Origin of the sequence: Fictibacillus iocasae, from assembly GCF_042665465.1 — a bacterium.
GTDB lineage: Bacteria > Bacillota > Bacilli > Bacillales > Fictibacillaceae > Fictibacillus > Fictibacillus iocasae.
In genome coordinates this window covers 1-24,051 of sequence record NZ_JBHTCP010000012.1, presented here as the reverse complement: position 1 = coordinate 24,051, position 24,051 = coordinate 1, and the positions used below count along the sequence as shown (strand labels likewise).

The window sequence follows — 24,051 nt, the reverse complement described above, 5'->3', positions numbered from 1 at the left end:
AGGATGAAGCTATGGCTGCTTATATGCACCAACAAAAGTAGCACTATGCCCAATTGCTCATATACTGTAAGGAAAATAGGCGGAGGGGGAGTTTTGACCGTGAGAATCCATATTGTTCAAAAAGGGGATACACTAGAACGGATCGCAGAAAAGTATAAGGTACCTCTTAACGATTTAAAAAAAGCGAACACTGCACTCGCTCATTCTTCAGGAGAACTTGAGCGCGGGGATAAAGTGAAAATCCCGGCACAAGAAACGGCTGTGAGAGCAGAAAAGATGAAGATGCCATTCATGTCACCGGGAAAGAAAAAAGAAATGCCCAAAAAGAAAGAAGCGCCCGTGGCACCAATACAAGAAACGAAGCCTCAGCCAAAACCAGAGATCAAACCAGAAGCAAAGCCTGAAATGAAGCCGGCACCGCAGAAGCCTGAGCTGAAACCTGCACCGCCAAAACCAGATTACAAGCCATCGCCGCCTAAAATGGATATGCCTTCATACCCTGCAAAAGATAACGCGATGAAAGCACCAATGGCTCCTGTTTCAAATAAAGATCACGCATCAATGATGGAATCATCAGCTTATATGCCGTGGAACCCAAACAACGCTGCTAACATTCCAAATGCACCGAATATGCCAAATTACGGTAAAGACAATTATGGCATGAAGCATCCTTATTTAAAGGATGAATCTTCTGGAATGATGAACCAGATGTACGGCGGTTACCCATCCATGTTCCCGAAGCCTCAGCCCTATGGCGCGATGCCTCAAGGGTATGGCATGATGCCTTATCAAGGCTATGGCGGACAGCAGCAATACCCGCAAATGGGCTATATGCCGCAGCAGGGCGGACAAAGCTATGGCCAAGGCATGTCGCAGCAAGGAACGCAGCAGCAAGGTCAGCAGCAGAGCCCGCAGTATATGCCAGACCAGCTTCAGCCTGTTGCAGGTGCACAGCAAGATCAAATGTATGGTGAATTTCCGCAGTCTATGATGGATCAGTTAAGCTCTGGAGGAGGCCAGCAGCCTCAGCAATCGGGCATGCCGCAGCAGGGCGGACAACAGCAAGGAATGCCGCAGATGGGCGGAATGCCGGGAATGGGCGGAATGCCGCAGATGGGCGGAATGCCGGGAATGGGCGGAATGCCGCAGATGGGCGGAATGCCGGGAATGGGCGGAATGCCGGGAATGGGCGGAATGCCGGGAATGGGCGGAATGCCGGGAATGGGCGGAATGCCGGGAATGGGCGGAATGCCAGGGATGGGCGGAATGCCGGGAATGAGCGGAATGCCAGGAATGGGCGGAATGCCGGGAATGGGCGGAATGCCGCAGATGGGCGGAATGCCAGGAATGGGCGGACAGCCGGGAATGAGCGGAATGCCAGGGATGGGCGGACAGCCGGGAATGGGCGGAATGCCACAGATGGGCGGGCAGCCGGGAATGAACATGATGCCAAACCCATACCAAGGTGCACAAAGCCGTTCCGAAGAACAAGAGAACACTGATAATGAATAAACAGTACACAGACGATAACAGCTGGGATCGTCTTTTTTTTAAAGAACTTCCGAAAAATGGAGTGAACGTGAAAAACTATTGGTTTTACCGGGAAAACGTGGTGAAAGTGTTAAGCGAAAAAAATGACACGTTTATTCTCAAGGCCTTTGACAGCAAGTTTGAATGCAAGGTGCAGCTGGAACTGTCTAAATGGTTCAAACAATTTGAAAAACCAGCAATTGGACCAATCGGGGCGTTTCCTTCTAAAAAGCGTTACCTTAAATGGAATGAATATTATTGGGTAATCATGCCTTTTTATGAAGGAAGAGATCTGCATTACGGTAACTTGGATGATGTTCGGTATGCAGCAGAAGCAATTACAAGGTTTCATGATCAGGCGTCTGTTCCACAAGAGCTGTATCATAAAATTTCAGAATACAAATTATATGATAAATGGAAAAGAAGGCTCTCCAAATTTAAAAGTTTAGCCCAGAGTGAAACGTGGCCAAAAGAAATCGTGCCGCTATTGCCTGAAATGATTTTCTGGGGAGAATGGGCTTTGGATGAGTACAATCATAAGCAGATTGATGCGCTTTTTGAAAAAGAAAAACAGAACGAGCAGCTATGTCATGGAGATGTAGCACCTCATAATTTTTTGCTCCCTCGGAACGGTGAGGCCATGCTTATCGATTATGACCTGATCACAGCAGCTCCGGGAATGATTGACTGGCTTCAATTTACGAACCGGATCCTTCCGTTTTGGAAATGGCGGTATGACAAAATTGCACCAGCGTTGCCGGAAGCCTGTCTGCAGTTATTTAGAAAAAGATGGTTTCTTCAGCTGCTCGTATTTCCTACAGATCTCTATCGAGAGTGGAACCGTGCCTTTTCAAGTGAATCACATAGCAGCATCGAGCAAGTTTCAAGATTTACGCAGACGGATTTTCAATATCGCAAACCGTTCATTAAAAGGATTATCAATCATCTTGAGCAAAAGAGGATTGGTTGAACAACGTGCTATCCTATATTTTACAGATATAATTATTGCCTCCGATTGCCATTCTAACGGTGAAAGGAGGTTTTTGCATTGAACAAAAAAATTGCAGGAATTGCCGCTCTTATTATCGCGGGAGGTTTAACAGGCTGTAACGGTGATAAAGGTGCCATGGACCGCAACTATGGAAATGACGCCAGGCCGATCGGCTATAACACCAATGAAGGTGATAACGGGTTGGACATGAACCGTGACATGATTGACCAGGATGCTGCTTATGATGCTGATTATGACGGCCGCCTTGCAGAGCGAATTCAGAAGAAAGTCAACGACATGAACAACGTAGACGATGCTCACGTTATTTTAGATGATAACAACGTCATTGTCGGTATAGATACCAGTGAACGTGACAAAAAAGCGATGGATCGAAAAGTCGAAGAAAAGATCCAGGCTATGGTTCCTGGCCGCGATGTTCAGGTGACAACAGATGATTCTATTTTCGGGCGAATCGAAAACGTAGACAACGACCTTCGTGATGGGATGGATTACACGGAAGTTGAAGGAGACGTTAAAGGCATCATGTCCGATATCGGAAGAGCAGGAAGCGATCTTGGTAATGCAATCAAGCGTCCTTTCGAGAACAACCGTTAAAGAGAGCGATTTTCGCTCTCTTTTTCTATTGTGCATTGCTTTGCATATTAAATTTACCTTCTTCTATGGTACAATAAAAAAATAGAAACGTATGTCCGCTTAAGGAGAGGTTTAGATTTGATCGAAAGTTTGACTGGCAAGGTGGACCATGTAGCGGCAGGGTATATCTCTGTGCAGATTAACGGAATTGGCTATAAAGTTTTCTGCCCGAACCCCTTCGTGTACCGCGCAGGTTCAGAAATGACAGTGTATACATATCAATACGTAAGAGAAGATATATTGGCGCTTTATGGATTTGCCTCCAGACAAGAAAGAGACATGTTTATGAAGCTGCTGAACGTGTCCGGCATCGGTCCAAAGGGAGCGATGGCGATCATGGCTTTCGGACAGCCAGATCAAGTGGCGTGTGCCATTGAAGAGGAAGATGAAGTTTTCTTAACCAAGTTTCCAGGCGTCGGAAAAAAGACGGCAAGACAGATTATTCTTGACCTGAAAGGGAAGCTGGCAGATTTCACGAACAGCATGCCGGTTGCAGGCGGACTCTTTTCTGATGATGCCTTTAAAGAAGAGGCAGCATCGCAGCTTGATGAAGCGGTCGAAGCCTTAATGGTTCTCGGTTATGCTAAAAAGGAGATACAGAAGATTCTCCCTGAGTTAAAGAAAGAAAGCGGTACAGCAGATGAGTACGTTAAACGAGCGCTCCGCAAACTGATGACCGTTTAGGAGGGATTCATAGATGGAGGACCGGATGTTATCTTCAGAAGAAAACCGTGAAGATGCCGGGATCGAGCTTAGTCTAAGACCGGAGCATTTAAAAGAATACATCGGCCAGACGTCTGTCAAGGAAAACCTGAGCGTATTTATTCAGGCAGCCAAGCTAAGGAATGAGCCGCTCGATCATGTCCTTCTATACGGGCCGCCTGGTCTTGGGAAAACGACACTTGCGGCGATTATCGCAAGAGAGATGGGCGTCGGATTTAAAACGACGAGCGGCCCCGCGATTGAACGTCCAGGAGATCTTGCGGCAATATTAACATCGCTTGATGCCGGAGATGTGCTATTTATTGATGAAATTCATCGCCTTTCAAGAGCGATTGAAGAAATCTTATACTCCGCTATGGAAGATTTCTGTCTGGACATTGTCATCGGTAAAGGTGATACGGCGAGATCTGTTCGTTTGGAGCTTCCTCCTTTCACTCTCGTCGGTGCCACTACACGCGCCGGGTCGCTCTCATCTCCGCTGCGTGACAGGTTCGGTGTCATGTCGAGACTCGAATATTATACGGAGAGTGACCTTAAAGAAATCGTCAAGCGTACAGGTGAAGTTTTCGGCGTACACGTCAGTGACGAATCGGCCGAGGAGATTTCCCGCCGTTCAAGAGGGACGCCGCGCATTGCCAACAGGCTGTTAAAGCGTGTGCGGGATTTTGCGCAAGTGGACGGAACGAGCTCGATCTCTGTTGAAACGGCGCATAGGGCTCTGGAGCTTCTTCAGATCGACCGTTTAGGACTAGACCATATTGACCATAAATTATTACAAGGGATCATTCACATCTATAAAGGCGGTCCTGTGGGCCTTGAAGCCATTGCTGCAAGCATTGGAGAAGAAGCCGAAACGATCGAGGATGTGTATGAACCTTATCTGCTTCAGGTTGGTCTTTTGCAGCGCACTCCGCGCGGCCGGATGGTCACACCTTTAGCGTATGATTATTTTGGTCTGGAGGACGTTAACCGAGCATGAACAAACTGCTGATCATTGCAGGAATTGTATTGATTGTAGTAGGCCTTTTATGGTCATATGTAGGGAAAATACCCGGTGATATCGTTTGGAAAAAAGGAAACACAACCATTTACTTCCCGATCGTGACATCGATCATTGCCAGCATTGTGCTGTCTCTGATCTTCATGCTGATCGGCCGTTTTAAATAGACAGGAGATTTTATTCATGGATTTAAGTTTATTTGATTTTGATCTGCCAGAAGAACTGATTGCGCAAACACCGCTCTTAAACAGGACAAGCTCACGCCTGATGGTTCTTGATAAACATTCAGGCGAGGTAAGCCACGATGTATTTTCAAATATGGCAGCCTATTTGCGCGCCGGTGACTGCCTCGTCCTCAACGACACGCGTGTCTTGCCTGCTAGGCTTTACGGCCAGAAAGAGGAAACAGGGGCAAAGATTGAGGTACTGCTTTTAAAAGAGCATGGCGAGGATGAGTGGGAAACGCTTATAAAACCAGCAAAACGAGTAAAAATTGGCACGAAGGTGATATTTGGCGACGGCCGTCTTTCAGCACTCTGCACAGGTGAGCTCGAGAACGGCGGACGCACGCTTAAATTAATATATGAAGGAATCTTATATGAGCACCTCGACGCACTTGGTGAGATGCCGCTGCCGCCCTATATTAAAGAACAGCTAGAAGAGAAGGACCGTTATCAGACGGTTTTTGCGCGTCATCAAGGCTCAGCAGCGGCACCGACAGCTGGCCTTCATTTTACAGAGGAACTGCTTCAGGAACTTAAAGATAAAGGGGTGCATATAGCGTTCATCACCCTTCATGTTGGACTCGGAACATTCCGGCCAGTTGCTGTAGATAACATTCTCGAGCACGATATGCACGCAGAATTCTATCAGATGACGGCCGGGACGGCAGCGCTATTGAACAAGGTAAAGGAAGAGGGCGGCCGAATCTATACAGTAGGCACGACAAGCACACGAACACTCGAGACAGTCGCTTCTAAACATAACGGCCGTTTTCAGGAAGAGTCGGGCTGGACGGATATTTTCATCTATCCTGGTTATGAATTTAAAGCCATCAATGGATTAATCACCAATTTCCATCTGCCCAAATCGACTCTCATCATGCTCATAAGTGCAATGGCGGGAAGAGAGAACGTTCTAAACGCATACAGAATAGCCGTGGAAGAAAAGTACAGGTTCTTCAGTTTTGGAGATGCCATGCTCATCCACGAGGGAGGACAAACATCAAAATGAAACCAGCCGTAACGTACGAACACATTAAGACGTGCAAGCAGTCAGGCGCGAGACTTGGAAAAGTGCATACACCTCATGGCACGTTTGAAACACCGGTTTTCATGCCTGTTGGAACGCTGGCAACCGTTAAAACTTTAAGCCCTGAAGAGCTAAAAGAGATGGATGCTGGAATTATACTGAGCAACACCTATCACCTTTGGCTAAGACCTGGCCACGATATCATTAAAGAAGCGGGCGGCCTTCATAAGTTCATGAACTGGGATCGTGCCATCCTTACCGATTCTGGCGGTTTCCAAGTGTTTTCTCTTAGTGATCTGCGCAAGATCACAGAAGAAGGGGTGCATTTCCGCAACCATATGAGCGGAGAGAAGCTGTTCTTGAGTCCTGAGGGAGCAATGGAGATACAGAACGCTCTTGGTTCTGATATTATGATGGCTTTTGATGAATGTCCGCCATATCCTGCATCGTTTGAATATATGAAGTCATCCGTTGAGCGCACGAGCCGGTGGGCCGAGCGCTGTCTTGCAGCTCATAAACGCCCGGAAGATCAGGCGCTGTTCGGCATAGTTCAAGGCGGTGAATATGAAGACCTTAGAAAACAGAGCGCACAGGATCTCGTTTCGCTCGATTTCCCAGGCTATGCAATAGGCGGTCTTTCCGTAGGCGAGCCGAAAGATGTCATGAACCGTGTACTTGATTTTACAACACCATGGCTGCCTGCTGATAAGCCACGTTACTTAATGGGTGTAGGATCGCCGGATTCTTTGATTGACGGTGCGATAAGAGGAATTGATATGTTTGACTGCGTTCTGCCGACACGAATTGCCCGTAATGGAACGTGCATGACGAGTGAAGGAAGATTGGTTGTCCGAAACGCGAAATACGCTCGTGATTTCCGACCTCTTGATGAGAACTGCAGCTGCCATGTATGCCAGACCTATTCGAGAGCGTATATCCGTCACCTGGTAAAAGCCAACGAGACATTCGGCTTCCGTTTGACGAGCTACCATAACCTTCATTTCCTAGCCAACCTTATGAAGCAGGTAAGGCAGGCCATCATGGATGACAGGCTATTGGATTTTAAAGAAGAATTTTTCGAGCAGTATGGGTTTAATAAGGAGAACGCAAGGAATTTCTAAAATTTATACTTTTTGTGAGAAATCAAAATAGCTGTTGATTTCTGTTACAGGTGCACGCTTTCCGCAGGGTGTGGCGAAAAGCAGGAAGGACTCGTCCAGCCCCGACAAGCAAATGAGAAAGGGACCTAAAGAATCGGTTTGTGACTTATTGGGCACTTGCTCATTTGACCTCGAGGGGCTAGTCCATACTGCTAGACAAGTGAGCCCCCTCGCTGCTACTCGCCTTTGAGGGTCTCACCTGTCCCGCTCTTCCTGCTGGAGTCGGCACCTTTCACTCCAATCAACTATCAATGAAGAACAAGGTAGTTCATTTTGAGAATTTATTATTGAATGATATGGTGGTTTCTATTCTTGTAAACGAAGTCAACCATATAGAAAGGGGTGAAAACAAATGAATTTAGGTGGATTGCTTCCTCTGTTGCTGATGTTCGTTATTTTTTATTTCTTATTGATTCGTCCTCAGCAAAAGAGACAAAAGGCGGTTCGTGAGATGCAGACGAACTTGAAGAAGGGTGATCAAGTGGTAACAATCGGCGGCCTTCATGGCACGATTGACACGATTGACGAGAACACGGTTTCTGTCCGTTCCAAAGACGGTTCTGTTCTGACTTTTGACCGTCAGGCAGTGCGTGAAATCAAATCCGTATAACGTAAAGAAAACCGCCGGAATCCGGCGGTTTTTCTAATTCTTATATGTGCTGTGGCTGCTGAAGTTCACGCCCATGATGCCGCCGATCATGCAGAGGATCATGAATAAGCCATGGTACAAATATTGCATAGAGCTAAATGTGGTCTGATAACCTAAATATTGTATAAGAAAGACAAGAAGAGAAAACAGCATGCTCGTACCTGCGCCAAGGACCCATCCTTTCGCCTGCGCCTTTTTACCAGTCAGAAAGCCTCCAGCAAACATCGAAACAAAGGATAACGCCAATGTAACCCATTTTAACGATTGTTCCGTGGCCGATGTGAAACGCAGGATTAAAGACAGGATAACGCTGCTGACAATGATGAAGATGAGGATGACAAATAATCCCTTTAACATGGATGCAGCCATATGTTTAGCTTCCATTCCTACTCCCCCTTTGATAAAACAAGCCTTTACTTACACCTTATTCCAGAAAAAAAGAAATAGAAGTACATGCGGGAGAATGACAATATTTTTCCTGTTTGGCAAAACCTTACCTTCATGAATCAGCAAATTCGTCTCATACTAAGAGATAGTATGCGGGAAAGGAGGGATAGGATGGAGCTGTATACCGTGCTTTTGCGAACGGTGTTTATTTACTTTCTTATCCTCGTTGTGTTTCGAGTGATGGGGAAACGGGAGATGGGGAAGCTTTCCGTCATTGATTTTGTCGTTTCAATCATGATCGCGGAGCTTGCGGTCATTTCGATTGAAGACCCTAAAATTCCAATGAAAAATTCGTTGCTGGCTATTTTCATTCTTCTTTCTATACAGCTCGGCCTCGCCCTTGTTTCTTTAAAAAGCCGAAAGCTGAGAGATTGGGTCGATGGCAAGCCATCTTTAATCATAGACAGAGGAAAGATCAATGAACGTGAAATGAAAAAGCAGCGCTACAATTTTGATGATTTGCTCACACAGCTCAGAGAAAATAATATTCGAAGCGTTTCTGAAGTCGAGTTTGGTGTTCTGGAAACGTCTGGAAAGCTTTCTGTCATCAAAAAAGATGAATGCACAGGTGGAAGTCCGCTTCAAATGATCCTGCCTCTCATACTGGATGGCAAAGTTCAAGAAGACCATCTAGAAAAATTAGAAAAAACGTCTCTTTGGCTGAGACAGCAGCTGAAAAAGAGCGGCTATCATGATATAAGGAAAATCGCCTTTTGTTCCTTGAATGATGATGGCACATTGTTTGTCGATGAAAAAGAGAACAATCAATGATAAGGAGCGGTAGCGCCTTATCATTGATTGTTCTTATTTCACCCATCTCTTGATAAAGGGAATATGCTTAATGTCTTCTTTAAGAATAAGGCGGAAAAAGATAAGAAAGAACATATACAGAATGATTGTGGAAACGATACATACTGCTGTGCCCGTACTTTGTGTAAACTGAGGGAAGATGTAACGATAAAGGTAAGCCGACCCTGCACCCGTAAAAAGAATACATAGAAAGCAGCGAAAAAATTCTCCTGCAACAATGGTGTAGCTGATGGCTTTTGCTACCGTTGCAAAGTGGAGGATCGTCACCACCACGATTCCTAAAACGATGCCTAAGGCCGCGCCCATGATGCCGAATTCAGGCCGTGTGGCAAGGGCGAATATGGCCGCCAGCTTGACAGCCGCACCAATCAGACTGTTGGTCATGGCTGCTTTTGCAAGGTTCAAGGCCTGCAGCACAGCTTGTAGAGGACCTTGGAAATAAAGAAAAAAGAACAGGGGGGTCATCACCTTAACATAGGCAGCAGACGCTGGAGAATGATACATAAGGTCCATAATCGGCTCAGCGTAAACAAAGGTGATGATCGCTGCCAATCCTCCTGACAGCATAGAAAGACGGATTGCTTGGTTAAGCCTATGTTCAATCACATTGTATTTTTTTTGTGCATTCGCCTCACTTATAGCAGGGACGAGGGAAACAGAAAGAGAATAGGTAATAAAAGTAGGAAGAAACAGCAGCGGGATGACATAACCAGCCAGTTCTCCGTACTGTTTTGTTGCCATCGTCGTCGTGATGCCGGCAATCGCCAAGCTTCTGGCGACAACGATTGGTTCAAAAAAGTAGGAGACCGATCCGATCAGCTGACTTCCGGTCGTTGGCAATGCGATGCCCAGCAGCTCTTTTAAAGTGCCGCGTCCGCCTTTTAGCTGTTTGAAGAACCCGTTTCGAATTTTCATCGTTTTCTTCATTTTAAACATCGAGAACATGTACAGCAAAGATGCGAGTTCGCCGATGATCACTGAAATCATCGCACCGGCTGCCGCATATTCCACACCGTACGGAAGGAGCCATCCGGTCAGCAGGGCAACAAGCGTGATCCGTACTACTTGCTCGATCACTTGAGAATAGGCTGACGGTCTCATATTCTGTAATCCTTGAAAATAACCGCGGAGCACAGAAGAGATGGCAACGATGGGAATAACGGGTGCAATGGCGATCAGTGGATAAAACGTACGGTGGTCGGTAAAAAAGTAGCGTGACATGAGTGGCGCAAGAGCCATCATCGCGACGGTGATCAAGATACTCAGAACGCCTGTAATCGCCAAGGATACAACAAGTATCTTGCGGATGTTCCGTTTATCTCCTCTGGAATCGGCTTCAGCGATAAGTTTGGAGATGGCGACTGGGAGCCCAAGCCTTGTCAAAGTGAGGGCGAGTAAAAGTGTCGGAACGGCCATCATGTATAATCCTACACCTTCCTGGCCCATGATCCTGGCAACGACCATCTTGTTCACAAAACCGAGGACACGCGTAATGAGTCCGGCTATAATGAGAATCATCGTTCCTTGAATCAACGTTTGTTTTGACATGCAAATAGTCCTTTCTCTGAACCAGCCGTTAAAGTAGACATGCTTTCAATATGTATATGCTGGCAAGTCCTTCTTCATGAGACAGCTCGTATTAAAAAAAGGAGTGTTAACCAATGATCGAGGCCGAATTTGAACAATGGAAGCAAGACGCAGAGCCTGCGCTGCAAAGCAAATTGGAAGAGCTCCATTACATGGGCTATGAAAGTGTGACGATTGAAGAAATTTGGCAATGCGTGATGGCAAAAGCGAAAAAAAAGAAAGAAGAGCCAAGGCTCCACAAACTAGTCGGGCTCATTCTCTCACTCACAGTAAACGACGTCATGAACTGGCTTACCATCAAAGCCTATACAGAAGAATCAACCCCACTCCTATAAGCGGCTCTGCCGCTTTATTTTTTTGTTTAAAAGTTGGTGTTTTAGAATTCTAGTAAGTGGTTGTTTTCCGTTACAGGCGTACGCTTATCCAGAGGGGAGTAGCGAAAAGCCTCGAGGGGCTAGCCGCCGTAGCTGGATAAGGAAGACAACGCAGCAAGAGTAGTCGGCGCCTAACGCTCTAATCAACCTTTTCAACCTTTTCACAGAAGCACTCAAAGCAGCTAAAAATAAAATAATGCGTATTGCGGGTGACTTATGAGCAGATGTTTATGAAATGCTAATTAAGAGAATCGATTTTTTTTAATCGTTTTTTATTTCAAAGCCTTACTAATACAATAATTATGTAAAATTTCCCTTAATTTCTAAAGGTAAATTGACAGTAAAAATCAGTAATCGCTATAATAGATAAGATTGATGACTTATACATAGCTGCCGATTTCGTTTGACACAGCATGAGGAGGATTACCAATGGTAAAGAAGAGTAAGATCGCGTTCTTTTTTGTTCTTTTGCTCATCGCCGGGCTTGTAATGGCTTTTACGGCAAAAGACATTGTGAAGAACACGAGGCTTGGCCTGGATCTGCAGGGAGGATTTGAGGTCCTTTATGAAGTGAAGCCGCTGAAAGAAGGGCAGAAAATTAATAACGAGACACTTAAAGCAACCGTTCAAGCTTTGAACAACCGCATTAATGTCCTCGGTGTATCAGAGCCTGAGATTCAGATTGAAGGTAAAGACCGGATCCGCGTGCAGCTTGCTGGTGTAAAGGACCAGAACAAAGCTCGTGAACTGCTGTCAACTGAAGCACAGCTGACGTTCCGCGATGTCGATGATAACGTTCTGCTCGATGGTTCTGATCTAAAAGAAGGAGGAGCGAAGCAATCCTTCCATCCTGAAACTAACAACCCGATTGTGACCCTGACACTTAAAGATGGTGATAAATTCGGAAAAGTGACAGGAGATATCGCGAAAAAACCTTACGGAGATAACAGGCTGGTCATTTGGCTGGACTTCGAAAAAGGGGATTCTTTTAAAAAGGAAGCTTCAAAAGAAGCTGCAAATAAACAGAAGTATATCTCTGCTCCGTCTGTTGACAATGTCATTGACAGCAAAGACGTGATGATTCAGGGGCAGTTTACGATTGAAGAAGCACAAGCACTTGCGGACATTTTAAATGCGGGAGCACTGCCTGTAAAAATGGATGAGAAGTATTCAACATCTGTTGGTGCGAAATTCGGTGAGAAAGCATTGAAGGAAACGGTGTTTGCCGGATATATTGCAGTTGGAGCGATTTTTCTGTTCATGCTCTTATTCTACCGAGTACCAGGCATCGTGGCAGTCATTACATTGACCATCTATATTTATTTAATCCTTCTGATTTTCGATCTGATGAATGGAGTACTGACTCTGCCGGGCATCGCAGCATTAATCCTTGGGGTAGGTATGGCAGTAGATGCAAATATCATTACCTATGAGAGAATAAAGGATGAGCTTCGGTCAGGCAAGTCTGTATTGAGTGCATTTAAAGCGGGGAACAGACGTTCATTCACCACAATATTTGATGCGAACATTACAACCATTCTTGCAGCAGCGGTATTATTTATTTTTGGTACAAGCTCTGTAAAAGGGTTTGCGCTAGTTCTGATCATTTCTGTGCTTGCAAGCTTTGTAACAGCTGTGTTCGGATCGCGGATCTTCCTTGGCTTGCTCGTTCAGAGCCGGATGCTTGATAAGAAACCTGGACTGTTTGGCGTGAAGGAGAGTGACATCCGTGAACTTTAATTACGATTTCGTCAAAAACAGGAACATTTATTTTATCTTTTCTGCAGCTATCACCGTGATCGGACTGATTTTCCTTTTAACGGTTGGATTGAAGCTTGGGGTTGATTTTGAAAGCGGAACACGAGTCAGTGTGGCGAGTTCAGACAAGCCTTTTACTGAAGAGGCTGTGGAGAAGGAATTCAACTCACTTGACCTCGAACCTGGTAGTGTCGTTCTGACTGGTGATAATAATAAAGGGGCAAACGTCGCACTTAAAGGCGTGCTCTCTAAAGAAAAGATCGCAGAAGTGAAGACGCTTTTTAAAGAGAAATATGGTGAAGAGCCGAGTGTGAGCACGGTTACACCGACAGTTGGTAGAGAGTTAGCGAAGAACGCTATCTATGCGGTTCTTATCGCGACAATCGGGATTATCCTTTATGTAACGATACGGTTTGAATGGCTGATGGCCATTGCGGCGATTGTGGCCCTCATGCATGACGCGTTCATGATCAATGCCATCTTCAGCATATTCCGCTTGGAAGTAGACCTACCGTTCATAGCGGCTGTTCTCACCATCATTGGGTATTCGATCAATGATACGATCGTAACGTTTGACCGTATTCGTGAACATGTGAAACTCGAAAAGCCAAACACACGTGAAAAACTTGCAGAAATCATCAACCTCAGCATTCACGAAACATTGACACGTTCTATTAACACCGTGTTGACTGTTGTGTTTGCTGCTTTAGCTATTTTAGTGTTTGGAAGCGAGACAATCCGAAACTTTTCGATTGCCCTCATGATCGGTTTGACGTTCGGTGCGTATTCATCCATTTTCATCGCTTCTCAGATTTGGTTCGTATTAAAAGCGAAACAGCTGAAAAACAAGCGTATGAAAACAGTCGAAACAGAAATTTAATACGTAATCAAATTGTCACCTCTTAACACCTCTTGTATAATAGACGGGTTAAGAGGTGATTTTGTATATGCTGCATCCAAAGACTCGCTGGCTGATGAACGCTGCGCCCGATGAGAAAGTCTCTGCGCTCGCATCGGCGATGAACCTTCCTCGATCCGTTGCCCAGCTTCTTATATCCAGAGGAATGGAAACAGAGGAATCGGTTCATAAATTCTTGAAAGGCGGAAGCCATGACTTTCATGATCCTTTTTTAATGGATGGAATGAAAGAAAGTGTTGATCGCATTCGAACGGCCATTTCAAATAAGGAAAAAATTCTCGTGTTTGGGGATTATGATGCAGACGGTGTGAGCAGCACGTCTGTTATGTGGTATACGCTCAAAGAGCTTGGGGCCGACTTTGACTATTACATACCCAACCGCTTTACGGAAGGCTATGGTCCGAACGAACCGGCATTAAGGCGGGCAAAGGAGGATGGCTATTCTCTTGTTATCACGGTGGATACCGGGATTTCTGCCGTCAGCCAGGCGGCTGCGGCACGGGAAATGAATCTGGATTTTATCGTGACCGACCATCACGAGGCGCCTCCTGTATTGCCGGACGCTTACAGCATTATTAATCCGAAAAAACCAGGCTGTCCTTATCCGTTTAAAGGTCTTGCCGGGGTCGGTGTGGCACTGAAATTGAGCGAGGCCTTGCTAGGACGCATCCCTTCCCACTTATTCGATATTGGGTGCATCGGCACGATAGCTGATCTCGTCCCGCTTGTAGACGAAAATCGCCTCATCGCTAGAGAAGGCATTAAAGCACTGGCCCGTACGGAAAAAAAAGGTCTGATTGAACTGCTGAAAGTCTGCAACATCCAAGATAAAGAATTGACTGCGGAGCATATAGGTTTTGCCGTCGGGCCGAGGGTGAACGCTGCCGGCCGGCTGGACTCAGCAGATCCAGCTGTTGAGCTGTTCATTACAGACAGCAGTGAAACAGGAGAAAGGCTGGCGAAAAACATTGACCGCATTAACAAAGAGCGGCAGGCGATCGTCAATGAGATTACTGAAGAAGCGGTCCAGTTAGTTGAAGAGCAGTTTCCGCCAAGTGAGCAATCGGTGCTCGTCATCGCAAAAGAAGGCTGGAATGCTGGTGTCATAGGGATTGTGGCTTCAAGACTCGTAGAGAAATATTATAGGCCGACGATCGTGCTGTCGATCGATCAGGAAAAAGGTACAGCAAAGGGGTCTGCACGAAGCATTGCCGGCTTTGATATGTTTGAAAACCTGTCTCAGTCGCGCGATATTCTTCCTCACTTTGGCGGACACCCTATGGCAGCTGGAATGACATTGTCGCTGCATGATGTGGATGAATTGCGCAACAGACTGAACACACAAGCGAAAGAGCAGCTGTCACCTGAAGATTTTCAGCCGATCACAGCAGTCGACCTTGAGCTTGAACTCGAGGAAATTACAATAGAGACAGTGGAAACGATGGAAAAGCTTGCTCCTTTTGGGACAGGCAATCCTGCACCTAAAGTATGCATCCGAAATGTTCCCATTCGTGAAATGAAGAAAATCGGCAGCCAGAGCAACCATTTGAAAATGCAGGTTGGCGATTCAGGGGCAAAACAGCTGGATTGCATTGGCTTCTTTAAAGGCGATCTGCTGGACGAAGTGACGCCATACTCGCTTGTATCGTTCGTCGGCGAGCTGAACATCAACGAGTGGAACGGTTTCCGCAATCCGCAGCTTATGGTGCATGATATCGCTGTCGGCCAGTGGCAGCTGTTTGATTATCGTGGCTTAAGAGACGTTTCCGCCAGACTTGCGGCACTTCCGCCGCAAAGAACGACATATGTAAGATTTTCACCAGATACATCCGTTCTCGCACAAGAAGCCGATTTAATAGATGTGTTTGAAGAAGCGCTGCCCAAAACAGGCGTCCTTGAAGGGAAATATGCGGTGTTCCTTGATGTGCCTCCATCGCTCTCTTTTTTCAGGGAATGGCTGGAAGCTGCTGGGAAACCAGAGCGAATCTATGCTATCTTTCATCACGAAGCGGACCATTTTTTCTCGACGATCCCATCGCGCGACCAGTTTAAATGGTTCTATGGTTTTCTTATGAAAAAAGGCTCGTTCAACAAGGACAGGCAGGGAGAAGAGCTTGCTAGGTGGAAAGGCTGGTCAAAAGAAACCGTCGAATTTATGTCAAAGGTGTTTTTTGAACTTGATTTTGTTACAATAGAGAATGGTGTCATTACTGTTAAACATCAACCGGTCAAAAAAGATCTGGAAAGCTCAGAGCTTTACCGGAAAAAGCTCAATTTTGCAGAGATAGAAAGCGGCTTGGTCTATTCCTCCTATCAGCAGCTGAAGGAATGGTTCACAGACGTAAAGCAACATGAGAAAAGTTTGATTTAACAGATTTCAGGAGGATTTATAGAATGGATTATAAGAAGTATATTTCAGTTGTGCCCGACTTCCCGATCGAAGGCATTCGTTTCAAAGACATTACGTCTCTTATGATGGATGGTGAAGTGTATAAAAAAGCGATGGATGATATCGCTGAATATGCGAAAGACAAGTCGATTGACGTTATTGTCGGTCCTGAAGCACGCGGCTTTATCGTGGGCTGTCCGGTCGCTTATACGCTCGGACTTGGTTTCGTTCCTGTACGTAAAGCAGGGAAATTGCCGCGCGAGGTCATTAAAGTCGATTACGGTCTAGAATATGGCAAAGACGTTCTCACAATGCATAAGGACGCCATCAAGCCAGGACAGCGTGTTCTTATAACAGACGACTTGCTTGCAACAGGCGGAACGATTGAAGCCACGATTAAACTCGTAGAAGAATTAGGCGGAGTAGTGGCAGGAATTGCCTTCATGATCGAACTCACATACCTAGACGGCCGCGAAAAGCTTTCCGGTTATGATATCTTCACATTAACACAATACTAAGAAGCACTTGTACGAAGCACTCTACCACGAGTGCTTTTTTTAAAACACAACAACTTATAATAGAACTCCTTTTAAAGAATTTACTGCTATAGTATGGCTTAAATTAGCCACCCCTCTCTGAGTCACATTATGGCTATTACTATCTCTTTTTTCTATATATCAACTTTGAATGCTTCATTGAAGGTTGATCGGAGTGAAAGGTGCCGACTCCTCGAAAAAGAAGTTCACTTTTTCTTGCGTTTGATGTCTTGTTGCAAAGCCTTCCTTGTCGGGGCTAGACGAGGCTTTCTGCTTTTCGCCATCACCCCTCTGGATAAGCGTGCACCTGTAACGGAGAACAACCACATCTTGAATTTTAATAAAACTAAGAAATAAGCTAAAAAAAGAAATATCTGAAAGGAAATTCGACATTTTTTTTATATTGCTTTACAGGAGTGAAGTTTTTAAAGATAATAGAAGCAATATACATTGATAACATTAGGTGATTCTATTGACGATCGAGCAAGTGCTGCAAAAGGCAGAGAGTTATCTTTCCGAAAAAGACCTTGCTTTTATAAAAAAGGCTTATGAATACGCGCGAGACGCGCATGAAGGGCAGTTCCGCAAATCTGGAGAGCCCTACATCCACCACCCCGTAGCAGTTGCCGGCATTCTGGTGGGTCTGCAGATGGATCCTGTAACGGTTGCGGCAGGGTTTCTTCATGATGTGGTCGAAGATACGGCCGTAACGTTAAAAGATATTAGTGATCAATTTAATGAAGAAGTGGCCATGCTCGTCGACGGTGTGACGAAGCTGAAGAAGATTAAATTTAAGTCAAAAGAAGAACAGCAGGCTGAAAATCACCGCAAGATGTTTGTAGCGATGGCCCAGGATATTCGCTGTATCCTGATCAAGCTCGCTGACCGGCTTCATAATATGAGAACATTGAAGCATATGCCGAAAGAAAAGCAGATCCAAAAAGCGAACGAAACGCTTGAGATCTTCTCTCCTCTCGCCCATAGGCTCGGGATCTCTACGATCAAGTGGGAGCTTGAAGATGTCGCGCTCCGCTATTTAAATCCGCAGCAATATTACCGAATCGTCAATCTGATGCAGCAAAAGCGGGCAGAACGAGAAGATTACGTCCAAGAAGTGATGAAAGAAATCAAGGATAAGCTGGAAGAAGTGCACATTAACGCCGAGATTTCCGGCCGTCCGAAGCACATTTACAGCATCTACCGTAAAATGGCGATTCAAGGGAAGCAGTTCAATGAAATTTATGATCTGCTCGCTGTCCGGATTATCGTTGGCAGCATTAAGGACTGCTATGCGGCTCTTGGCATCATTCATACTTGCTTCAAGCCGATGCCTGGACGGTTCAAGGATTATATCGCGATGCCTAAGGCGAACATGTATCAGTCACTTCATACGACCGTGATCGGCCCGAAAGGCGATCCGCTTGAAGTGCAAATCCGCACAGCTGAGATGCATCATATCGCCGAGTACGGGATTGCGGCTCACTGGGCGTATAAAGAGGGCGCAAAACAGGCGCCTGTCAATACATTTGAAGATAAGCTTTCCTGGTTCCGTGAAATTATCGAATGGCAGAATGACGCGACGAACGCCGAGGAATTTATGGAATCTCTTAAGGTCGATTTGTTCTCGGATATGGTGTTCGTGTTCACGCCAAAAGGTGATGTGATCGAGCTTCCGGCAGGCTCTGTGCCTCTTGATTTTGCTTACCGCATCCATACGGAAATAGGCAACAAATGTATCGGGGCGAAGATCAACGGCAAGATGGTGACGCTCGATTATAAGCTGAAAACAGGAGACATTATCGAGATTCTCACGAGCAAGCATTCGTATGGTCCGAGCCAGGACTGGCTTAAGATCACGCAAAGCTCGCATGCGAAAAACAAGATCCGCCAATGGTTTAAGCGCGAGCGACGCGAAGAAAATGTTGCCAAAGGCAAAGAAATGATCGAACGTGAACTAAAAGAACGCGGCTTCGATCTAAAAGAAGTCTTTACGTCGGAGAACCTTCAGCATGTCGCTCAAAAGTACAATTTTACCGGTGAAGAAGACATGTACGCGGCCGTTGGCTATAACGGAATCAACGCCGCGCAAGTCGCAACACGCCTGACGGATAAAATCCGCAAGAAAAAAGAGCAAGAAGCTGATCCGTCTGCGCTTATAGAATCGATCCGGGATTCACGGCCGCCAGTCCACAAAAAGAAAACCGATTCAGGCATCGTCGTCAAAGGAATCGATAACATGCTTATCCGTTTGTCAAAATGCTGCAATCCGGTTCCGGGTGATGACATTGTCGGTTACATTACCAAAGGTCGCGGTGTTTCGGTGCACAGACAGGACTGTGTGAACGTTGTGACCGAGGATGCTCAAGTAAGACTCCTCCCTGTCGAGTGGGAAGGAAGCGAAGAGCAGCCGAAGAGCTACAACGTAGACATTGAAATTAATGGCTTTGACAGAAGAGGCTTATTGAACGAAGTCCTTCATGCCGTAGCCGAAACAAAAACGAACATTACGGCGGTTTCCGGCCGCTCAGATAAGAATAAGATGGCGACGATCAACATGTCTGTCTCCATCCAGAACGTTAATCATCTGCAGAAAGTGGTCGAGAGGATCAAACGTATTCCGGACATTTATGCGGTTAGACGAGTCATGCAATAATAGACGGAGGTGTCTTTCATGAAAGTGATTTTGCAGCGTGTTAAAGACGCTTCTGTTTCGATTGATGGCAGCGTTGCCGGCCATATCGGCCATGGGCTAATGCTGCTTGTCGGAGTAACGCATAGTGATACAGAAAAGGATGCCGACTATCTAGCGGAGAAGATTGTCCATTTGCGCATTTTTGAAGATGAGGCACAGAAAATGAATTTATCTCTGAAGGATGTAAATGGAAGCATTCTCTCCATCTCACAATTTACTTTGTATGGGGATACGAGAAAAGGAAGGCGTCCCAATTTTATGGAAGCTGCACGGCCAGATATGGCTGAGCCTTTGTATCATTATTTTAACGAAGCGCTGCGCAAGTGCGGAGTTGAGGTTCAGACAGGTGTGTTTGGTGCGATGATGGACGTCACGCTTACGAATTCAGGACCTGTCACATTAATTTTAGAAACATGAAATAATGAAACGTTCTCTGGCTACACTAACTAGAAAGATAAAGTGAGCATCCGGAGGACGGTACATATGAAAAAGGACCGAAAAAAAATAATAGAAATGATGAGCGTTGATTTTCATCGCTTTTTAACTAAAGAACAAAGTGCAACTGCAGCAGAGCTCGCGGAAGAATTTGGGCTTTCACTGCAGCATGTCAGACAATTGCGGAGAAAAATAAGCCGAAAAAATTTGGGTTGACATTTCCTTGTGATCGGCAGTATGATAAATAACAATTCTTACACAACAAAACTGATGACGGAGAAAAGTACTATAGCCCCACAGGGTTAGAGAGGGAATGCCTTGGCTGAAAGCGTTCCTGCCTGATGACTATGCGAAAGACACTCCCGAGGATTGAATTCGAACGGTACATAATGACCTTGTAGAGTGAAACGTGGGCAATCGTTACTTGCATCGAGAGGAAGCAATGTTTCTTGTTGCTTCAACCAGGGTGGCACCGCGGGGTTTAACTTCCGTCCCTTTTGAACAGCACGTCTGTTTAAAAGGGACGGAAGTTTTTTTATTTTTATACTGAGTTGGAGGGGCATCACATGAACATTAATATACCAAGAGGAACGCAGGATATCCTGCCTGGTGAATCCGAAAAGTGGCAATACATTGAACAGAAAGCGAAGGACATCTGTGCCAGGTTCCGTTACAGTGAGATCCGGACGCCAGTGTTTGAGAACACGGATCTGTTCGCGCGGGGTGTTGGGGATACGACGGATATCGTGCAAAAAGAGATGTATACGTTTCAGGATAGAGGCGACCGTAGCTTGACACTTCGTCCAGAGGGTACGGCATCTGTGGCGCGGTCATATGTGGAGAACAAAATGTTCGGGCAGCCGTCTCAGCCGGTAAAACTCTATTACATCGGACCGATGTTCCGCTATGAACGTCCGCAGGCGGGAAGGTACCGCCAGTTCGTCCAATTCGGGATTGAAGCGATGGGCTCAAACGATCCTACAATTGACGCTGAGGTTATGGCGCTCGCGATGACGATGTATCAGGAACTTGGACTGAAAAAGCTGAAACTTGTATTGAACACGCTCGGTGATCTTGAGAGCCGAAAATCACATAGAGAAGCGCTGATCGCCCACTTCAAGCCGCGTATCGGCGAGTTCTGCGGCGACTGTCAGAACAGGCTGGAGTCGAACCCGCTTAGAATTCTTGACTGCAAGAAAGACAGAGGCCACGAATTGATGGCAAGCGCTCCTTCTATACACGACTATCTAAACGAAGAGTCCAGTGCGTACTTCACAGCTGTCAAGGAATCTCTTGATACGATGGGCATTTCGTACGTTGTGGATCCGACGCTCGTGCGCGGACTCGACTATTATAACCACACAGCGTTTGAGATCATGAGCGATGCAGATGGTTTTGGCGCAATCACCACGTTAAGTGGCGGCGGAAGATACAATGGCTTGGTTGAAGATCTGGGAGGTCCATCGACACCGGGCATCGGTTTTGCGATGAGCTTGGAGCGTCTGCTTCTAGCATTAAAAGCAGAAAACATCGAGCTGCCGGTTGAGAAATCGCTGGACTGCTACCTTGTGACGATGGGTGACGAGGCGAAACAAAAAGCCCCTGGCATTTTGTTTGATTTAAGAAAAGCAGGACTGACGGCGGAAAAAGATTACAGCGACCGTAAAATGAAAGCACAGTTTAAGGCAGCTGACCGTGAAAACGCAAAATTTGTGGCTGTACTAGGTGATGATGAGCTGAGCAACGGCGTGATCAATATGAAGGATTTACAAACAGGCGAGCAAGAACAGGTGCCGCTTCAAGAAGCTGCACACTATATCAAAACACGACTTTCAGGAGGAACTGGACATGGAGCTTAGAACACATCATTGCGGCAACGTAACCGAATCACTTATAGGCGAAAGAGTGACCATTAACGGATGGGTGCAGAAGCGCCGTGACCTGGGTGGCTTGATCTTCATCGATCTTCGTGACCGTTCAGGCCTTGTGCAGGTCGTCTTCTCTCCCGATGTATCAGCAGAATCGCTTGCAGCAGCTGAAAAGGTGCGCAGCGAGTTCGTTCTTTCCGTATCAGGAACGGTTGTCGCAAGAAGCGAAGGCACGGTTAACGACAACCTGGCGACAGGAAAAATCGAGATTCACGGTGACAATCTTGAAATTATTAACGCGTCTAAAACACCGCCATTCCTGATCGCTGACGAATCGGAAATCACGGAAGATATCCGGTTAAAATATCGATACTTAGACCTTCGACGTCCTGTCATGCAAGAGACGATGAAAATGAGATATGAAGTGACAAAGTTTATGAGACACTTCCTTGATCAGCAATCGTTTATGGAAATGGAAACACCGATGCTCACAAAGAGCACGCCAGAGGGAGCACGTGACTACCTTGTCCCAAGCCGTGTGCATCCTGGGGAGTTTTATGCATTGCCGCAGTCACCGCAAATCTTCAAGCAGCTTTTAATGGTGTCCGGCTACGAGCGCTACTTCCAGATCGTCCGATGCTTCCGTGACGAAGATTTGCGTGCTGACCGCCAGCCTGAATTCACGCAGGTCGATATTGAAACATCGTTTATGAGCCAGGAAGAGCTTTTAAACATGATGGAAAATATGATGACTAAACTTGTGCAGCAAGTAAAAGGGATGGAGATTCCAAAGCCGTTCCCGCGCATGACGTATAAAGAGGCGATGGACCGTTATGGATCTGATAAGCCGGATACACGGTTTGCGATGGAGCTGACGGATGTTTCCGCACTCGTCAAAGACTCCGGTTTTAAGGTGTTTGCTTCCGCTGTCCAAAATGGCGGATTCGTAAAAGGCTTGAATGTAAAAGGCCAGGCTGCCGCATATTCAAGAAAAGACATCGACACACTCGGTGAGTTCGCGGGACGTTATGGTGCGAAAGGACTTGCTTGGCTGAAAGTAGAAGAAGAAGGCTTAAAAGGACCGATCGCCAAATTCTTCTCTGAGGAGGAGGCAGCAGCACTTACGGAAGCTTTTGCTGCTGAAACAGGCGACCTTCTCCTGTTCGTAGCCGATAAGCCTTCTGTCGTGTCTGACAGTCTTGGTGCGCTTCGTCTTCACCTTGGAAAAGAGCTGAAGCTGATCGACGAAAGCAAGTTTAACTTCCTATGGGTCGTTGATTTCCCTCTTGTAGAGTACGATGAGGGTGCTGACCGCTTTGTGGCGCTTCACCATCCATTCACGATGCCGAAAGAGGAAGATCTGCACCTATTGAAAACGGACCCGGGAAGCGTAAGAGCCAAAGCGTATGATCTTGTCCTCAACGGATATGAACTAGGAGGAGGATCTCAGCGTATTTACCAGCGTGATGTGCAAGAGCTCATGTTTAAGACACTTGGATTTTCGGAAGAAGCGGCTCGTGAAGAATTCGGCTTTCTCATGGAGGCGTTTGAATATGGAACGCCGCCGCATGGCGGTATCGCCCTGGGCCTTGACCGAATCGTTATGCTTCTTGCGGGTAGAACGAACCTTCGAGACACTATCGCGTTCCCGAAAACAGCGTCTGCGAGCTGCCTGCTGACGAACGCGCCTTCTGGCGTGAGCAGCCAGCAGCTGGAGGATCTCCACCTTAAAGTTAACATCAAGGAAAGTGTAAAATAGGAAAATAGTTCGAAAAGTTAGAATATTTCGCTAAAAACGATTTATCAGCTTGAACCGCATGAAGTTCTATGCTATTATCATCTTACAGAAAAGTCCTAAGATGTTCGTGACGACCGAATGTTTTGAGCCAACATTTTTTATGAGGGAGCTTGCGTTTCTGCTTGGCGTACATGCCTTTTTATAAGGACTTACAAATTGCGGAACGGAGCACCCACCTGCGAGAGCAGGTTCAAAACTTAGGAAAGAACGGCATCGTTGGGACTTTCCCAACTGATCATTCAACCCCATCTTTTAAAGATGGGGTTTTTGTATGCTCGTTTGTTCGTGCCTGCGTGCGTGCAACTAAGTAGATGGCTCTGCAAGAAAACATGTCGAAAAATAAACAAAATTTCGCTGTGCAAATAAATTTTTTAGATGAATCAATTTCATAATTGCTTTGTTTAAAAATGCCGAAAGAATCCTCACAAGGGAAATTTCGGCTTTTTTTAATTAGGCTGCTTGGTTTTGAAGGTTTTTTAA

General features: G+C 46.0%; 21 protein-coding genes, 1 other RNA gene, 1 pseudogene and 1 other annotated feature. Of the genes and pseudogenes, 20 read left to right on the top strand and 3 right to left on the bottom strand.

Features of this window, described 5'->3' with window-relative positions:
* Window positions 1-99 precede the first annotated feature (99 nt).
* The 9 genes from ACFQPF_RS06055 (at window position 100) to yajC (ending at window position 7,919) form a co-directional block, all read left to right on the top strand.
* Window positions 100-1,512 (top strand): LysM peptidoglycan-binding domain-containing protein, encoded by a 1,413-nt coding sequence (locus tag ACFQPF_RS06055; protein WP_379747607.1) that lies wholly within the window; start codon window positions 100-102, stop codon window positions 1,510-1,512.
* Window positions 1,505-2,500: a phosphotransferase gene (locus ACFQPF_RS06050; RefSeq protein WP_379747605.1), complete on the top strand. Its 996-nt coding sequence runs from the start codon at window positions 1,505-1,507 to the stop codon at window positions 2,498-2,500. Before ACFQPF_RS06055 ends, ACFQPF_RS06050 begins: the two co-directional genes overlap by 8 nt.
* Before the next feature lie 78 nt (window positions 2,501-2,578).
* Entirely contained in the window at window positions 2,579-3,136 is a 558-nt protein-coding gene (locus ACFQPF_RS06045; RefSeq protein ID WP_379747603.1) for a YhcN/YlaJ family sporulation lipoprotein, read from the top strand.
* 117 nt (window positions 3,137-3,253) lie between these two features.
* Window positions 3,254-3,859: a Holliday junction branch migration protein RuvA gene (gene ruvA, locus ACFQPF_RS06040; protein WP_379747601.1), complete on the top strand. Its 606-nt coding sequence runs from the start codon at window positions 3,254-3,256 to the stop codon at window positions 3,857-3,859.
* 13 nt (window positions 3,860-3,872) lie between these two features.
* Complete coding sequence (gene ruvB / locus ACFQPF_RS06035; RefSeq protein ID WP_379747599.1) at window positions 3,873-4,877, top strand: Holliday junction branch migration DNA helicase RuvB; 1,005 nt, start codon at window positions 3,873-3,875, stop codon at window positions 4,875-4,877.
* Window positions 4,874-5,065 carry a DUF2905 domain-containing protein gene (locus tag ACFQPF_RS06030; protein ID WP_379747597.1) on the top strand — a complete coding sequence of 64 codons (192 nt, stop codon included), beginning with the start codon at window positions 4,874-4,876 and terminating at the stop codon, window positions 5,063-5,065. The genes ruvB and ACFQPF_RS06030 overlap by 4 nt, the downstream gene beginning before the upstream one ends.
* Before the next feature lie 16 nt (window positions 5,066-5,081).
* Complete coding sequence (queA, locus tag ACFQPF_RS06025; protein ID WP_379747595.1) at window positions 5,082-6,131, top strand: tRNA preQ1(34) S-adenosylmethionine ribosyltransferase-isomerase QueA; 1,050 nt, start codon at window positions 5,082-5,084, stop codon at window positions 6,129-6,131.
* Window positions 6,128-7,270 carry a tRNA guanosine(34) transglycosylase Tgt gene (tgt, locus tag ACFQPF_RS06020; RefSeq protein WP_379747593.1) on the top strand — a complete coding sequence of 381 codons (1,143 nt, stop codon included), beginning with the start codon at window positions 6,128-6,130 and terminating at the stop codon, window positions 7,268-7,270. Before queA ends, tgt begins: the two co-directional genes overlap by 4 nt.
* Window positions 7,271-7,661: 391 nt before the next feature.
* Window positions 7,662-7,919 carry a preprotein translocase subunit YajC gene (gene yajC / locus ACFQPF_RS06015; protein WP_379747591.1) on the top strand — a complete coding sequence of 86 codons (258 nt, stop codon included), beginning with the start codon at window positions 7,662-7,664 and terminating at the stop codon, window positions 7,917-7,919.
* A gap of 33 nt (window positions 7,920-7,952) precedes the next feature.
* Here the strand turns inward: yajC and ACFQPF_RS06010 are convergent, their stop codons facing one another.
* The gene (locus ACFQPF_RS06010; RefSeq protein WP_379747589.1) at window positions 7,953-8,342 is read right to left on the bottom strand and encodes a TIGR04086 family membrane protein; all 390 of its coding nucleotides are present in this window, start codon (window positions 8,340-8,342) and stop codon (window positions 7,953-7,955) included.
* A gap of 174 nt (window positions 8,343-8,516) precedes the next feature.
* On the opposite strand from ACFQPF_RS06010, the gene ACFQPF_RS06005 reads away from it, so the two are divergent.
* Window positions 8,517-9,176 (top strand): DUF421 domain-containing protein, encoded by a 660-nt coding sequence (locus ACFQPF_RS06005; protein ID WP_379747587.1) that lies wholly within the window; start codon window positions 8,517-8,519, stop codon window positions 9,174-9,176.
* 33 nt (window positions 9,177-9,209) lie between these two features.
* Here the strand turns inward: ACFQPF_RS06005 and spoVB are convergent, their stop codons facing one another.
* Entirely contained in the window at window positions 9,210-10,763 is a 1,554-nt protein-coding gene (gene spoVB, locus ACFQPF_RS06000; protein WP_379747585.1) for a stage V sporulation protein B, read from the bottom strand.
* Window positions 10,764-10,876: 113 nt separating this feature from the next.
* Here spoVB and ACFQPF_RS05995 point away from each other — a divergent pair, with 113 nt between their 5' ends.
* The 10 genes and pseudogenes from ACFQPF_RS05995 to ssrS all read left to right on the top strand — a co-directional run bounded on the left by ACFQPF_RS05995 (window position 10,877) and on the right by ssrS (window position 23,798).
* Entirely contained in the window at window positions 10,877-11,137 is a 261-nt protein-coding gene (locus ACFQPF_RS05995; protein WP_379747583.1) for a post-transcriptional regulator, read from the top strand.
* 468 nt (window positions 11,138-11,605) lie between these two features.
* Window positions 11,606-13,814, top strand: a pseudogene (secDF, locus tag ACFQPF_RS05990) (protein translocase subunit SecDF).
* 67 nt (window positions 13,815-13,881) lie between these two features.
* Window positions 13,882-16,224 carry a single-stranded-DNA-specific exonuclease RecJ gene (recJ, locus tag ACFQPF_RS05985; RefSeq protein ID WP_379747580.1) on the top strand — a complete coding sequence of 781 codons (2,343 nt, stop codon included), beginning with the start codon at window positions 13,882-13,884 and terminating at the stop codon, window positions 16,222-16,224.
* A gap of 23 nt (window positions 16,225-16,247) precedes the next feature.
* Entirely contained in the window at window positions 16,248-16,760 is a 513-nt protein-coding gene (locus tag ACFQPF_RS05980; RefSeq protein ID WP_379747578.1) for an adenine phosphoribosyltransferase, read from the top strand.
* Window positions 16,761-17,241: 481 nt separating this feature from the next.
* Window positions 17,242-19,431: a RelA/SpoT family protein gene (locus ACFQPF_RS05975; protein ID WP_379747576.1), complete on the top strand. Its 2,190-nt coding sequence runs from the start codon at window positions 17,242-17,244 to the stop codon at window positions 19,429-19,431.
* A gap of 18 nt (window positions 19,432-19,449) precedes the next feature.
* On the top strand, window positions 19,450-19,887 hold the full coding sequence (gene dtd / locus ACFQPF_RS05970; RefSeq protein ID WP_379747574.1) for a D-aminoacyl-tRNA deacylase: 438 nt from the start codon (window positions 19,450-19,452) through the stop codon (window positions 19,885-19,887).
* A 66-nt stretch (window positions 19,888-19,953) separates the two neighbouring features.
* The gene (locus tag ACFQPF_RS05965; RefSeq protein WP_379747572.1) at window positions 19,954-20,121 is read left to right on the top strand and encodes a sigma factor-like helix-turn-helix DNA-binding protein; all 168 of its coding nucleotides are present in this window, start codon (window positions 19,954-19,956) and stop codon (window positions 20,119-20,121) included.
* Window positions 20,122-20,166: 45 nt separating this feature from the next.
* Window positions 20,167-20,404, top strand: a binding site (T-box leader).
* Between the two features lie 67 nt (window positions 20,405-20,471).
* Complete coding sequence (hisS, locus tag ACFQPF_RS05960) at window positions 20,472-21,764, top strand: histidine--tRNA ligase (RefSeq protein WP_379747570.1); 1,293 nt, start codon at window positions 20,472-20,474, stop codon at window positions 21,762-21,764.
* The gene (gene aspS, locus ACFQPF_RS05955; protein WP_379747568.1) at window positions 21,754-23,532 is read left to right on the top strand and encodes an aspartate--tRNA ligase; all 1,779 of its coding nucleotides are present in this window, start codon (window positions 21,754-21,756) and stop codon (window positions 23,530-23,532) included. Before hisS ends, aspS begins: the two co-directional genes overlap by 11 nt.
* An 89-nt stretch (window positions 23,533-23,621) precedes the next feature.
* Window positions 23,622-23,798, top strand: a non-coding RNA gene (gene ssrS / locus ACFQPF_RS05950) — 6S RNA.
* Between the two features lie 8 nt (window positions 23,799-23,806).
* Here the strand turns inward: ssrS and ACFQPF_RS05945 are convergent.
* Window positions 23,807-24,051: hypothetical protein (locus tag ACFQPF_RS05945; RefSeq protein ID WP_379747566.1), on the bottom strand; the 245-nt coding region annotated here is incomplete at its 5' end.